Source organism: Roseateles sp. (genome assembly GCF_036486225.1).
Lineage (GTDB): Bacteria > Pseudomonadota > Gammaproteobacteria > Burkholderiales > Burkholderiaceae_C > Roseateles.
This window is the reverse complement of record NZ_DASVNZ010000387.1, coordinates 1-14085: the sequence shown is the minus strand read 5'-3', so window position 1 is coordinate 14085 and position 14085 is coordinate 1. Positions and strand designations below refer to the sequence as shown.

The window sequence follows — 14085 nt, the reverse complement described above, 5'->3', positions numbered from 1 at the left end:
TGTCGACCTTGTCGCTCAATGGCGTGATGGCCTATGAGCCGAGCGAGCTCTACGTGACCGCCGCCGCCGGCACGCCGGTGGCGGACGTCGAGGCGCTGCTCGCGCAGCACGGGCAACACCTGGCCTTCGAGCCGCCGCGATTCGTCGGCGCGGCGTCGGGCGGCACGGGCACGATCGGCGGGATGGTCGCGAGCGGGCTGTCCGGTCCGGCGCGCGCGATGGCCGGCGCGGTGCGCGATCACGTGCTCGGCCTGACGATGCTAGCCGCGAAGGGCGAGTTGCTGCACTTCGGCGGCACGGTGATGAAGAACGTCGCCGGCTACGACGTGTCGCGGCTGATGGCGGGATCCATGGGCGTGCTCGGGCTGATCGCACAGGTCACGCTGAAAGTGCTGCCGCGGCCGGTCGCGACCGCGACGCTGCGCTTCGAAGCCTCGCAGGACAAGGCGTTGCTGCGGATGAACCGCTGGGGCGGGCAGCCGCTGCCGATCTCGGCGAGCGCCTGGTGGGACGGCGCGCTGGTGGTGCGGCTGTCCGGCGCCGAGGCGGCCGTGCGCGCGGCGATCCAGAAGCTTGGCGGCTCGGTGATTCCGGAGCCGATGGCCGCGCCCTTCTGGCTGGGCCTGCGCGACCAGTGCGACGAGTTCTTCCTCGGCGCACGCCGCGCGGTGCAGGGCGGCGCGACGCTGTGGCGCATCGCCGTGCCGTCGACGACGCCGCCGATGGCGCTGCACGGCGAGCAGCTCGTGGAATGGGGCGGCGCGCAGCGCTGGGTCGTGACGCCGATGGCGCCCGCGCAGGTGCGCGAGGTGGTGGCCGCGGCCGGCGGCCACGCGACCATGTTCTACGCGAACGACAAGTCAGACGGGACGTTCTCGCCGCTCGGTCCGCAGCTGACGCGCATCCACAAGGAGTTGAAGCGGCAGTTTGATCCGGCGGGGATCTTCAATCCCGGGCGGCTTTATCCGGACCTCTGAGCCGGATCGCTGACCCGCTGACCCGGATCCCCGAAACGAGACCTCCTCCCCCGTCCCCCGACGCGCAGCAAGCCGACAGCAAGCCGACCGATGCAAACCCACCTGGCCCCCGAATTCCAAGGCACCCCGGAAGGCAGCACCGCCGAGGCCATCCTGCGGCGCTGCGTGCATTGCGGTTTCTGCACCGCGACCTGCCCGACCTACCAGTTGCTGGGCGACGAGCTCGACGGCCCGCGCGGCCGCATCTACCTGATCAAGCAGGTGCTGGAGGGCGAGCCGCCGACCGCGGCCACGCAGCAGCACCTGGACCGCTGCCTGACCTGCCGCAACTGCGAGAGCACCTGCCCGTCCGGCGTGCAGTACGGCCAGCTCGTGGAGATCGGCCGGCAGATCGTCGACGCCAAGGTCGAGCGTCCGCGCGAGGAACGCCTCAAGCGCTGGCTGCTGAAGGAGGGACTGACCTCGCCGCTGTTCAAGCCGGCGCTGCGGATCGGCCAGGCATTGCGTCCGCTGGTGCCCGGCGCGTTGAAGGACAAGGTCCCGCCCAAGCCCGACGCGCGCGCCCACCAGTGGCCGCAGCGCACCCATCCGCGCAAGGTGCTGATGCTGCTGGGCTGCGTCCAGCCGGCGATGATGCCCAACATCAACGCGGCCACCGCGCGCGTGCTCGACGCCGCAGGCGTCCAGACGCTCGTGGCCGACGAGGCCGGCTGCTGCGGCGCGATCCGCGCGCACCTGGACGACCACCACGGCGGACTGGACGACGCCCGGCGCAACATCGACGCCTGGTGGCCGATGGTGGACGGCCACGGCGAGCAGGTCGAAGCGATCGTGATGAACGCCTCCGGCTGCGGCGTGCAGGTCAAGGACTACGGCCGGCTGCTCGCGCACGACCCCGACTACGCGGAGAAGGCCACGCGCATCGCCACACTGACCCGCGACCTCAGCGAGTACCTGCCGGCGCTGGTCCAGCCCTTGCGCTCACGGCTCGGCCAGCGGGGCGCCGCGACGCAGCGGCCCAAGCTCGCCTACCACCCGCCCTGCACGCTCCAGCACGGCCAGCAGCTGCGCGGCGGCGTCGAGGGCCTGATGCGCGAGCTCGGTTTCGAGATCTCGATCGCCCCCAGCGAGAGCCACCTCTGCTGCGGCTCCGCCGGCACGTATTCGGTGCTGCAACCGCTGCTGTCCAAACAGTTGCGGGACCGCAAGCTCGCCGCGCTCGCGCCGCTGGCCGCCGAGGCGATCGTCTCGGCCAACATCGGCTGCATCCAGCACCTCCAAAGCGGTAGCGACCTGCCCGTCCGGCACTGGGTCGAAGTCCTGGATGAAGCGATCACGCAGGGATGAGTCATTGACTCCCCCGCCACAGCTCTTGAGGAAGCGTCGCGCCGACGCATCATTCGCCGCTGAAACCGCTCTCATTTGAGGAGGAGTTCTCACATCGAGCCCCCCACCTCGGGCAAACCCGGGCATGCCCATTGCCTGCGGCCCGCAGAATCGCCTCCCATAACAGGAGGGGAGCGCGCAAGCGATTCCAATCAGAAAGTGAAATGGGCCGGTCACCGCGTGGTGACCGGCCTTTTTTCCGTCCGGTCGGCCTGGGTGGATACTCCGCTGTCATATTTGTTTCAGCGGCTTCGTCCGGAGCCCGATCGCCATGATCCTGACCCGTCGCACCTGGTTGCTGGCGCCCGTCCTGGCCGCGCTCGCCGCCTGCGCCAACCCCCCCTCCGCCTCCTCCCCGGCCACCGGCGCCGCCCCGGCAACACCTGGCCCCGCAACCTCCCCCTTCGCGGCGAAACCGCCGCCCAAGCTGGTCGTCTTCATGGTCGTCGACGGACTGCCGATCCGGCAGGTGCTCGGCTACCGCGACCAGCTCCAGCCGGACGGCTTCAAGCGCTTCCTCGACCGCGGCGCCTGGTTCGCCAACGCGTACTACGGCCACGGCTACACGGTCACGGCAGCCGGCCACTCGATCATGCTGAGCGGCGCCTATCCGCAGCGCAGCGGCATCATCGGCAACGAGTGGCGGGATCCGATGACCGCCGCCCCGCAATACAACACCGCCGATCCGCGCTACCAGTACATCGGCAACAAGACCGAACCGCTGGCCGGCACCAGCCCCAACAACTACAAGGTCGAGACCGTCGGCGACGTGCTGCGCACGCTGCAGCCGGGCTCCAAGGTCATCGGCATCTCCGGCAAGGACCGCGGCGCCATCCTGCCGGCCGGTCACAAGGGCACGGCCTACATGTACATGGGCGGCAGCGGCGAATTCGCGTCGTCCACCTATTACATGGACAAGCACCCCGCCTGGGTCGACGCGTTCAACGCGTCCAGGCCGGCCGACAAGTTCTTCGGCAAGACCTGGTCCCCGATGCTGCCGGAGGCGGCCTACGCCCGCAGCGTGCCGGACGGCCAGCCCTGGCAGGCCAACAGCGGCAACGGCAACCGGCTGCCGGCCGTGCTCGGCGCCGGCATGGACGGCCCGGGGCCGCGCTTCTACGGGAACATCCTGCCGTCCCCGTTCGGCGATGAGCTGACGCTGGCCTTCGCGAAAGCCGCGGTCGAGGGCGAACGGCTCGGCACCGGCGACCGGACCGACATCCTCTCCGTCAGCCTGTCCAGCCACGACTACATCAACCACGCCTTCGGTCCCGAATCGCGGCTGTCGCACGACCATTTCCTGCACCTCGACGCCTATCTTCAGGACTGGTTCAAGTATCTGGACGCCAAGGTCGGCCGCGGCAACTACATCGCGGTGCTGACCGCCGACCACGGCTTCACCGACACGCCCGAATGGGCGAAGTCGCAGGGCCGGGACGCCGGACGCATCAATCCGGCGCAGGTCGTGGGCGTCATCAATGCCGGGCTGTCGAAGCGCTTCGGCGAGTTCCGCTGGGCGCTGAACATGTCGGGATCGGGCGTGATCTTCGACGAGGTGGCGATCAAGATCGGCGGCCTCAACCCTGACGACGTCTATGCCGTCGCCAAGGCCTCGGTCGAGCAGATCGACGGCATCCAGGTCGCCTTCACCCGCGCGCAGCTGGCGGGGACGGACACCACGACGCCTTACCTCGAGCAGTTCCGCCGCTCCTGGTATCCCGGCATCGCCGCGCCCTTGCAGGTGGTGCCGAAGGCGGGCTGGATGTTCGGCTCCCGCGTGACGGGCACCACCCACGGCAGCCCCTATGAGGACGACACCCATGTGCCGCTGCTGACCTGGGGGCCGGCGTGGGTCGGCCAGGGCCGGATCGAGCAGCGCGTCGAGATCGTCGACCTCGCGCCGACGCTGTCGGCCATCCTGCACATCCCCGCGCCCAAGCAGGCCCAGGGCCGGCTGCTGCCGCTCCCCGCCAAATAGACGGGGACTCGTCACAACGGGGGCCGCCCGAGCACGGATTCCTCCCGTTCACCCCACCCACCCGCCACCGGAGCGGGGGTGGGGTGCGTCCGCCACACGGCTCCTGTAGGCTCACCGGTCTCGCAGAAGTGACAGGGAGACCGCCGTGTTTGGCTGGTTTGAAAAACTCGTCGATCCGTTTCCGCAGACCCCGGCGCCGCAGCCGCCCAAGGGGTTCTTCGCCTTCGTCTGGGCCGGCTCGCACGGGATGCGCGGGCTGGTGGGCGTGCTCATCGTCCTGACCGCCGGCATCGGCGCGTTCGAGGCGCTGCTGTTCTCGATGCTGGGCTCCGTCGTCGACTGGCTCAGCCAGGTCCCGCCCGCGCAGTGGTGGGCGACGCAGCAGGACAAGTTGCTGATGCTGGGCGGCATCCTGCTCGCCAGCCCGCTGCTGATCGCGCTGCAGTCGCTGAGCAAGTACCAGGGCCTGTCCAGCAACTTCCCGATGCGGCTGCGCTGGAACTTCCACCGCCACCTGCTCGCGCAGAGCATGAGCTTCTACCAGGACGAGTTCGCCGGCCGCGTCTCCGCCAAGCTGATGCAGACCGCCCTGGCTGTGCGCGAATGCTGGCTGATCGTCACCGACATCCTGGTCTTCATCACGATCTACTTCGTGACCATGCTGGGCGTCGTCGGCAGCTTCGACGCGACGCTGCTGCTCCCCTTCCTGGCCTGGCTGGCCTGCTACGTCATGGCGCTGAGCTACTTCGTGCCACGCCTGGGCAAGGCCGCCACCGCGCAGGCCGACGCCCGCAGCCTGATGACCGGCCGCATCACCGACGCGTACACCAACATCAGCACGGTCAAGCTGTTCTCGCACTCCAACCGCGAGGCCGGTTTCGCGCGCGGCGCGATGCAGGACTTCCTGAACACCGCCTACCGCCAGATGCGCCTGATCAGCGGCTTCGAGATCGTCAACCACGCGCTGTCGATGGGCCTGATCGCCTCCACCGCCGGCATGACGGTCTGGCTGTGGACGCAGGGCCAGGTCGGCATCGGCGCGGTCGCCGCCGCCACCGCGATGGCGCTGCGGCTGAATGGGATCTCACACTGGATCATGTGGGAGATGGCCAGCCTCTTCGAGAACATCGGCACCGTGCAGGACGGCATCACGACGCTCTCGCGCCCGATCGCGATCCAGGACGCCCAGGGCGCCCGCGCGCTCGACGTGACCCGAGGTGAAGTCCGCTTCGACCACGTCGACTTCAGCTACGGCGGCCGCAAGACGGTGTTGCACGACCTGACCCTGACGATCCGCCCCGGCGAGAAGATCGGCGTGGTGGGCCGCTCCGGCGCGGGCAAGTCGACGCTGGTCAACCTGCTGCTGCGCTTCTACGACGTGGACAAGGGCCGGGTGCTGATCGACGGCCAGGACATCGCCACGGCCACCCAGGACAGCCTCAGACGCCAGGTCGGCATGGTGACCCAGGACACCAGCCTGCTGCACCGCTCGGTGCGCGACAACCTCATGTACGGCCGCCCCGACGCCACGGAGGAAGAGATGCGCGCCGCCGCCGAACGGGCCGAAGCCGTGGACTTCATCGACGGCCTGACGGACCCGAAGGGCCGCCAGGGGTATGACGCCCACGTCGGCGAACGCGGCGTGAAGCTCTCCGGCGGTCAGCGCCAGCGCATCGCCATCGCCCGCGTGATGCTCAAGGACGCGCCCATCCTGCTGCTCGACGAGGCGACCAGCGCGCTGGACTCCGAGGTCGAGGCCGCGATCCAGCGCAGCCTCTACCGGCTGATGGAGGGCAAGACGGTGGTGGCGATCGCGCACCGGCTGTCGACGATCGCGGCGATGGACCGCCTGATCGTGATGGACCAGGGCCGCATCGTCGAGCAGGGCGACCACGCCTCGCTGCTGGCCCAGGGCGGGCTGTACGCGAAGCTGTGGACGCACCAGAGCGGTGGGTTCCTGGTCGAGGACGACCCCGAGGAGCCGCCGGCGGAGGACACCCCAGCGCAGGCGCTGTCGCCTGAAGCCGTCACCGGCATGGACCGTCCGCCTCATGGCGCCGGATCGAACGTCGGACATGTGGATCAAGCCTCAGCCACAGCAAAGGATTCCGCGTAAGCCAGCGCTGACTTAACTGGCGTGTGGCGGACGCCGCACGCCACCCGTTCAAGGGGTTGGGCGGGGTATCCCGTGGCAGGCTTGTATGGAACACTGCAATCGCAGGTCGGACGGGAGCGCCGATCCGCTTGAGCGTCCGCAGGAATCAGGACGGCATAGCATCACGAAAGCTGAGCATATGGACAACAGCAGCGACACCACCCCGCAGTCTTCGGCCACCCCGACCCCGGTCGCGGGCTCCGTCGTCTCGCAACGCCGCCGCCGTTTCATCCAGGCAGGCGTGGTGCCGGTTGGCCTGACGCTGGCCAGCCGTCCCGCGATGGCCTGGCACTGCAACACGACCTCGGCCTGGGGTTCGGCGATCCTGCGCAACGGCGGCGCCAGCGTGCAGGCGCGCGCCGACGCGGCGGTGATCAACAACACCGAGTGCTGGTACATCTCCAACTGGAAGGACAACTCGGGCCGGACCCAGGTGCGCGGCGGCAACGCCCCCTGGAACTACATCATCGCCCAGTGGTATTCCGGCAAGTCGCTGTCGTACGCCCGCAGCAACCTGACGGTGGCCAAGCTGTTCCCGGGCGGCCTGAAGAACGTCAGCGGCACCGCCAACGTCTACAACCTGCTGAAGAACGACACGGCGGGTTACGGCACGATGATGATCGTCGCGCGCCTGAACACCCTGTTCGCCGGCAACAGCGTCAACCAGTGCGTGCTGTCGGCGACCGGTCAGGACATGCTGCTGCAGATGGCCTCGCAAGGCCCTGGCATCTTCAAGCCGACCAATTCCACCGGCGCGGCCTGGACCCAGGCGGACTACAAGAACTACCTGTACAGCAACTACCTCGTGGCCTGATGCCCGGGACGGCCTGGCGCTGCAGGCAACCGATCGCTGAGGTGCTGCTCGCCTGGGAGGGCGAACAGCACGCGGTCTATTTCGACCCCGACAGCGGGGATACCCACCTGATCGCCGCGCTGGGCGCGCAGCTGGCCGAATGGCTGGCCGTCGAGCCGCTGGACCGGGACCAGCTCCTGGCCCGTCTGACGCGAGACATCGATTGGGACGAGCGGCCCACGCCCGAGGCGCTCGAGGACCTGCTGGACCTGCACCTGCGCCGCCTGGCCGACGCCCACCTGCTGACGCCCGTGACCTTGGCCGAAGCGTCGGCGGACACGGCGGAGGAGCCGGTCGCTTGAAACTGCAGGACGTCGGCACCGCCGGGCTGCGGGCCCGGATGCGCGACGGCGGCGTGACGCTGCGGCTGTCGCCCTTCACCGTGCGCGTGCGCTCGGACATCCCCCACCTGGCCGACGACGTCGCGGCCATGTACCGCGACTTCGACCTGGCCGATGACGACGCGTTCGTCGACTTCCACGTCGCGGTCCTGCGCAGCCCGCATTGGCTGAGCCGCCTGCAAGGGCGCGCGGAATTCTGGTTCGACGGCCAGCGCTCGTTCACGCCGCTGCCCGCCGCGCAGGCGCTGGCGATGCTCGAATGGGGCATCAACTGGTGCATCGCCGCCCATGCCCATCAATACCTGCTGATCCACGCCGCGGTGCTCGAGCGCGGCGGCCGCGCGCTGGTGATGCCCGCACCGCCGGGATCCGGCAAGAGCACGCTGTGCGCGGCGCTGGCGCATCGCGGCTGGCGCCTGCTGTCGGACGAGCTCGGCCTGCTGGACATGGGCACCGGCCTGGTCCACGGCATGGCGCGGCCGATCAACCTGAAGAACGCGTCGATCCCGCTGATCCGCGCCTTCGCGCCGGACGCGCACTTCAGCGCCTCCATGCCCAACACGTCCAAGGGCACGGTCGCGCTGGTGCGCCCGCCGCAGGACGCGATCGAGCAGCGGCTCGTGTCCGCACGTCCCGCCTGGGTCGTGCTGCCGGCCTGGCGCGCCGACGCCGCCGCTCAGCTGATGCCGATCGAACGCGCCCGCGCCTTCATGGACCTCGCCGAGCAGTCCTTCAACTACGACGTGCACGGCCAGGCCGGCTTCCAGGCGCTCGGACGGCTGGTGGCCGCCAGCGACTGCTACCGATTCGAGTACAGCCGGCTCGACGAGGCCGTGGCGCACTTCGAGACGCTCGCGGAGGCTTCATCGTGAGCGCGCACCACGGCGAACGCCGCCGCCCGCTGCTGGTCCGCGTGCTGCTGCAGCCCGCGATCGGCGCCGGGCTCAGCCTGACCGACTGGGACCTGCTGCTGCGTCAGGCGCGGCGGTCCAACCTCGTCGGCAAGCTGGCCACGCAGATGGAGGCCGGCGGCTGGCTGGCCACGCTGCCGGCGCCGGTGCAGCCCCATCTGCGCTCGGCGTTGCTGCTGTCCCGGCGGCAGATGCAGATGCTGCGGCGCGAGGTCGACCTGCTGCGCCAGACGCTGGCCGAATTGCCGGGACCGCTGATCCTGCTGAAGGGCGCGGCGTATGCGCTCGGCGGACACACGCCGGCGCCCGGACGCCTGTTCAGCGACATCGACCTGCTGATCCCGCCCGAGCAGCTGCCGCGTTGCGAAACCACGCTGCTGGTGCACGGCTGGGACTTCGACGATGGCCTGGACGCCTACGACCAGCGCTACTACCGCGAATGGATGCACGAGCTGCCGCCGCTGCACCACAAGCGCCGGGGCACCTCGCTGGACGTGCACCACACGCTGCTGCCGCCGACGGCGCGCACGCCGCTGGACAGCCGCGCCCTGTTCGACGCGCCGCGACCGCTGCCCGGTCTGCCCGGCGTCTTCGTGCTCCCGCCCGAGGACATGCTGTTGCACAGCGCCGCTCACCTGTTCCACGAGGGCGAACTGCCCAACGGCCTGCGCGACCTGTTCGACCTCGACGCGCTGCTGCGTGAGTTCGGCGCGATCGACGGCTTCTGGCCGCGGCTGGCCGAGCGCGCGCGCCGCATCGGCCTGTCCCATCCGTTGTGGCTGGCGCTGCGCTACACGCGGATGCTGCTGGACACGCCTTATCCAGACACCTTGCCGGCGGCACTCGGTCCGCCGCCCGGGCCGATGGCGCTGCGGCTGCTGGACGCCTGCTATCGCCGCGCGCTGCGGCCGGCCCACGACAGTTGCCGCCTGCCGGGCCACGCGCTGGCCGAAGGAGCGCTCTACGTGCGCTCGCACTGGCTGCGGATGCCGTCCGGGCTGCTCGCGCTGCATCTGGCGCGCAAGGCCTGGGGCCGGATGACGGCGGCGCCCGAGGCGCCCAAGGTCGACGCGCCCCGCGACGCCTGAACCGGGCGCGGCCTTTGCCACCACGGGCAGAGCCTTCGCTTATGCTCGCTTCCCATGACCCGACCCAAGCCTTTCTCCATGATCCGCGAGTTCCATCTGGCGGACTGGTTCACCCTGGGCAACGCCTTCTGCGGCGTCGGCGCGTTGTTCTCGGTGATGACCTTCCTCCAGACCGGCACGGTGCAGCACCTGTACTACGCGTGCGCGCTGATCCCGGCCGCGCTGGTCTTCGACGTGCTCGACGGTCGCATCGCGCGCTGGCGCCAGAAGAGCTCCGCGATGGGGCGTGAGCTCGACTCGCTGGCCGACGTGATCTCCTTCGGCGTCGCGCCGGCGGTGATCGCCTACGGTTGCGGCATGCAGGGCCTGTGGGACCGCATCGTGCTGGGCTTCTTCGTCGCCTGCGGCGTGTCGCGCCTGGCCCGCTACAACATCACCGCCGAGACCCTGTCCGGCGGCAACGACAAGGTCGCCTACTTCGAAGGCACGCCGATCCCGACCTCGCTGCTGATCGTGATCGTGCTGTGGGCCGCCGCCTGGCAAGGCGCGATCGGCGAGGCGCTCTGGTTCGGCGTGATCAAGCTCGGCGGCTTCACGCTGCATCCGCTGGTGCTGCTGTTCGCGATCTCGGGGTCGCTGATGATCAGCCGGATCAGGATTCCCAAGCTCTGATCCGGCGCGACGGCCCGGTCGGCGTCACGCCGACGGACCATCGCCTCGACATCAACGCGTCGTCGTGAGGATCGCGCCGCCGCGGATCGGATCGCGCCAGGGTGCCTTCGGCACCATACTTGGCGAGGACTCCGCAGCCTGAACTGGACAAGACCCGGTGCTCGCATGGTGCAGCGCCGCGGCCAACAGCGCCTCCTTCGGATCGCCGAGCTCATGCTGGAGGTCGTCCACCACATGGCAACCCGGCAGTCCGTTCGCGCCCGTTCCGCCCGGCACGAATCCCTCGCCGTAGCCGGAGAAGCCCTTCTCGTTGCTGATCACCTGACTGAGCGGCAGGAAAGTGCGGCCGCAGTTCTGCATCGGCCTGGTCGCATAGGGTCTGCCGCAGGTGGTCGTACCGATCTGCACGACCTCCACACCGATACCCCGCAACCCGTTGATCAGGGCCTCGCTGGCCCCGCACGTGCTGCCTTGCGTCAGCACATAGACCTTGGACCAGCCCAATGTTGGCAACTCCGTCCCTGCCGGGCAGTCCATGCCTTCCCCGGTGCTGCAGCGGTAAAACGGCATCGTCTCCATGCTGCCCGGCCGACTGCCACCGAACCTCGCGAAGACACCATGCTTGGTCGAAAACTTGTCGGTGAGCATGTAGGCCAGGCGACTGGCAACGGACAGATCGCCGCCCTGATTGAAGCGCAGGTCGATGACCAACTCGTCGATTGCCGACGCGTCGAAGTGATCGATGGCCTTGACGAGCTCGGCGGTCGCCAGCGCGTTGTGTTCCTGGAAGAGCAGATATCCCACTTTCTTTCCATCAACCTCCAGAACCTCTCGAAGCGGCACGGGCTGCCTGGCGACCCCGCTGAACAGATCACGATCGGTCTTCATCCCGTTCTCCGACGACACCAGTCCCAAGCTGTGAGTGCTGGAGGACTCCCGGGGAAAGATTGCCGAGGCGATCACCTCGCTGGACAGTTCCTCCAGCTCACGCTCGTCGAGCGCGCTCAAGGTGTCGCCCCGCTTGATTCCGGCCTCGTGCGCCGGGCTGCCGGGCTGCACATAGGCGACGCGAATGTTCTGGGACGACCTGTGCGATCCCATTGACCACTCGATCCCGTACCCTGGCACTTTTCCGCCGCCCATGAAGGCATTGAAGTCCGCCGTCGGGACGACTTGGCTGTACTCATCCCATCGCCTGCCATTCGACTTGAACGCGGGATTGAGGAGCGCGTTGATATAGAACGGCAGGGCCACGGCCGGATCTGGGTAATTGGAGAAGGGCACATCGGGATCCACATAGGGCACGTCCTGGCGCCAGAGGTATGCCTCGTCCATGAACGATCGCACCCAGTTCTTCTCGGTCGTCAGGCTGCCGATTCGCTGTTCAGGAAGCGCCAGCTCGTTGTCGGGTGCGCACTGCCCCGCGTAGGCCGAGCTGTGCTGGAACGCGCGATTGAGCACGCGATCCGCGTCGATGCCGTCCTTGCCATCCCTTCCCGGAGGACCCCAATAACCTGGCTCGCCACGTTCGCCTTGGAGTCCAGGTAGCCCGGAAGGGCCGATCTCGCCACGTTCGCCTCTTTCCCCGGGAAGCCCTGGAAAGCCGTCGTCGCCCCGATCTCCCTTCGGCCCTGCCGGTCCGCGCTCGCCCACCGGTCCGCGCGCACCGTCGTCGCCAGGAAGGCCGGTCAAGCCAGGAGCGCCATCCTCACCATCCCTGCCCGCCGGCCCCGGCTCGCCATCCTTACCGTCCTCTCCCGCCGGTCCAGGCTCTCCGTCCCTGCCGGGAAGACCGCGCGGGCCGGGGGGGCCCTCGTTGCCGTTCAGCCCGTCCTTGCCATCCATTCCTGCAGGCCCGGGCAGACCATCCTTGCCGTTGAGGCCGTCCTTGGCCACCACCTCTTCGCCACCCTCATCGCAGGCCTGCAACAACGTGGCGCAAGCGGCGCACATCACGACGATCGACGCGCGCTTCATCGCGCGTCCGATCCAGGTTCTCTTGGTCATCTCAGTTGTCCGCCGAATCGCTCGGCCGCCTTTGTGGGAGAAGGCGGCTTTGTCCCCAAACGAGCGGCAGGGTTCCGTTGCACTGCGCAACCAACCAGTGCGTGCGACCAACGAAAAAGCCGCTCCAGGGAGCGGCTTTTCCAGTGCGCCACCGGCGGCGCGTATCAGGCGTTCAGGGTCGTCCGCCAAGGATCCGGTTGCTGCGCGCCGCCAGCTTCCTGAGGCTCAGCGCGACGGCATCCTCGCCCGCCGCCCGCACACCCATCGCGCGCGCCATGCCGGCCTCCGACGGACTGGCCGTCGGGCAGGTGCCGTTGCTGCGGTACTGCAGCGCCGCGGCCAGCATCGCCTCGCCGGTGTCGCCCAGCGCGTGCTCGAAGTCGTCCGCGACCTGGCAACCCTTGACCCCCGTCGCGCCCGTGCCGGCCGGCACGAAGCCGTCCGCGTAGTCGCCGAAGCCCTTGTTGTTGGTGCCGACGAACTCGATCGGGAAGTAGCTGTAGCCGCAGTTGTCCTTCGCCGTGAAACCGTAGGGCTTGCCGCAGGTGGTGCCGCCGACCAGCACGACCTCGACGTCGACGCCGCGCAGGCCGTTGATCAGCGCCTCGCTGGCCGAGCAGGTGCCCGACTGCGTCAGCACGTACACCCGCTTCAGGTTCAGCGCCGGCAGCGGCTGCTGGGAGGTGCAGTTGTTGCCCGACAGCAGGCAGGACTGGCTGTAGAACGGCGTCTTCGAGTCGGCGCTGTTGGTCTCCGCCGAGCGCTTGCTGTTGTAGCGCAGCTGTTCGAAGGTCTTGCCCGAGGTCGCCGTGCCGCCCGCGATCATGTAGGCCAGCTCGCTGGCGATGAACAGGTAGCCGCCGCCGTTGTAGCGCAGGTCGACGACCAGGTCGCTCACGCCGTTGACGCGGAAGGTCTGCATCGCGTTGATCAGCTGTGCTTCCGCCGTCAGGATGTGGTCGTTGAAGACCATGTAGCCCACCTTGGCGCCGTCGGCCGCGGTGATCACCTGGCTGGTCGGCACCGGCGTCTTGGTGATGCTGCCCGCGACCAGCGTGACGTTGCGCGCGGTCCCCGCATTCGAGGTCAGCACGAAGCGGTGGCTGCTGCCGGTGGTGTCCGGGAAGAGCGCCGCGTTGAGCGTGTTCACGCCGGCCGTGTCGCCCGCGTCCGCCGCCGCGCCGTCCGCAGTCACCAGCGTGTCGCCGCGACGCACGCCGGCCCGGTCGGCGACGCTGCCCGGTTCCACGAACGCCACCCGCAGCCCGCGCGGCGGCGTCGGCGACTTCATCGACCACTCGATGCCGTAGCCGACCTCCACGCCGCCCTGCGACAGCGCGTTCCACTCGCGGGTGCTCATCACGAAGCTGAACTGGTCCTTGCGCTTGCCGCTGGCGGTCAGCGCCGGCGACAGCAGGGCCTCGAAGTAGGCGTTCAGCGCGGTCTCGACGTCGCTGCCGCTGTACGCGGCCGCCGAGGCGTCGACGCTGGGCACGTCCTCGCGCCACAGGTAGGCCTCGTCGAGGTAGGAGCGGATCCAGCTCTTCTCGATGCCCAGGGAACCGGTGCGCAGGTTGGCGGCCGCCTCCATGTTGGCGGGCGCGCATTGCTGGGCGTAGCTGGCGCTGGGCTGGATCGGGCCGCTGCCGCCGCTACCGCCGGTGCCGCCACCGGTGTTCCCGCCCCCGCCGATGGTGGTGCCGCCGCCCCCGGTGTT

At 69.1% G+C, this 14085-nt stretch carries 11 protein-coding genes; 9 read left to right on the top strand and 2 right to left on the bottom strand.

Annotated features, from left to right (window positions below; translation table 11 throughout):
• The 9 genes from glcE to pssA form a co-directional block, all read left to right on the top strand.
• A partial coding sequence (glcE, locus tag VF536_RS25170) for a glycolate oxidase subunit GlcE (RefSeq protein ID WP_331617703.1) occupies positions 1 to 977 on the top strand: 977 nt, incomplete at its 5' end.
• Between the two features lie 90 nt (positions 978 to 1067).
• The gene (gene glcF / locus VF536_RS25165) at positions 1068 to 2324 is read left to right on the top strand and encodes a glycolate oxidase subunit GlcF (RefSeq protein WP_331617702.1); all 1257 of its coding nucleotides are present in this window, start codon (positions 1068 to 1070) and stop codon (positions 2322 to 2324) included.
• A 310-nt stretch (positions 2325 to 2634) separates the two neighbouring features.
• Positions 2635 to 4341 (top strand): alkaline phosphatase family protein, encoded by a 1707-nt coding sequence (locus VF536_RS25160; RefSeq protein WP_331617701.1) that lies wholly within the window; start codon positions 2635 to 2637, stop codon positions 4339 to 4341.
• Positions 4342 to 4486: 145 nt separating this feature from the next.
• Positions 4487 to 6457, top strand: coding sequence for an ABC transporter ATP-binding protein (locus VF536_RS25155; protein ID WP_331617700.1), 1971 nt, complete (start codon positions 4487 to 4489; stop codon positions 6455 to 6457).
• A gap of 178 nt (positions 6458 to 6635) precedes the next feature.
• Positions 6636 to 7310: a hypothetical protein gene (locus tag VF536_RS25150; protein WP_331617699.1), complete on the top strand. Its 675-nt coding sequence runs from the start codon at positions 6636 to 6638 to the stop codon at positions 7308 to 7310.
• Positions 7310 to 7651 carry an HPr-rel-A system PqqD family peptide chaperone gene (locus VF536_RS25145; protein ID WP_331617698.1) on the top strand — a complete coding sequence of 114 codons (342 nt, stop codon included), beginning with the start codon at positions 7310 to 7312 and terminating at the stop codon, positions 7649 to 7651. The genes VF536_RS25150 and VF536_RS25145 overlap by 1 nt, the downstream gene beginning before the upstream one ends.
• Complete coding sequence (locus VF536_RS25140) at positions 7648 to 8562, top strand: HprK-related kinase A (RefSeq protein WP_331617697.1); 915 nt, start codon at positions 7648 to 7650, stop codon at positions 8560 to 8562. The genes VF536_RS25145 and VF536_RS25140 overlap by 4 nt, the downstream gene beginning before the upstream one ends.
• Complete coding sequence (locus tag VF536_RS25135) at positions 8559 to 9689, top strand: nucleotidyltransferase family protein (protein ID WP_331617696.1); 1131 nt, start codon at positions 8559 to 8561, stop codon at positions 9687 to 9689. The genes VF536_RS25140 and VF536_RS25135 overlap by 4 nt, the downstream gene beginning before the upstream one ends.
• 54 nt (positions 9690 to 9743) lie before the next feature.
• Positions 9744 to 10361 carry a CDP-diacylglycerol--serine O-phosphatidyltransferase gene (gene pssA, locus VF536_RS25130; RefSeq protein WP_331617695.1) on the top strand — a complete coding sequence of 206 codons (618 nt, stop codon included), beginning with the start codon at positions 9744 to 9746 and terminating at the stop codon, positions 10359 to 10361.
• Positions 10362 to 10412: 51 nt separating this feature from the next.
• Here the strand turns inward: pssA and VF536_RS25125 are convergent, their stop codons facing one another.
• Positions 10413 to 12368, bottom strand: a complete 1956-nt coding sequence (locus VF536_RS25125; protein WP_331617694.1) for a S41 family peptidase — start codon at positions 12366 to 12368, stop codon at positions 10413 to 10415.
• Positions 12369 to 12540: 172 nt separating this feature from the next.
• The coding region (locus tag VF536_RS25120; protein ID WP_331617693.1) for a S41 family peptidase at positions 12541 to 14085 on the bottom strand (1545 nt) is incomplete at its 5' end.

Bases quoted from the DNA above. Each gene is read 5' to 3' on its own strand.
- glcF (WP_331617702.1), top strand. From the start codon at position 1,068: ATGCAAACCCACCTGGCCCCCGAATTCCAAGGCACCCCGGAAGGCAGC.
- VF536_RS25160 (WP_331617701.1), top strand. From the start codon at position 2,635: ATGATCCTGACCCGTCGCACCTGGTTGCTGGCGCCCGTCCTGGCCGCG.
- VF536_RS25150 (WP_331617699.1), top strand. From the start codon at position 6,636: ATGGACAACAGCAGCGACACCACCCCGCAGTCTTCGGCCACCCCGACC.
- VF536_RS25145 (WP_331617698.1), top strand. From the start codon at position 7,310: ATGCCCGGGACGGCCTGGCGCTGCAGGCAACCGATCGCTGAGGTGCTG.
- pssA (WP_331617695.1), top strand. From the start codon at position 9,744: ATGACCCGACCCAAGCCTTTCTCCATGATCCGCGAGTTCCATCTGGCG.
- VF536_RS25125 (WP_331617694.1), bottom strand. From the start codon at position 12,368: ATGACCAAGAGAACCTGGATCGGACGCGCGATGAAGCGCGCGTCGATC.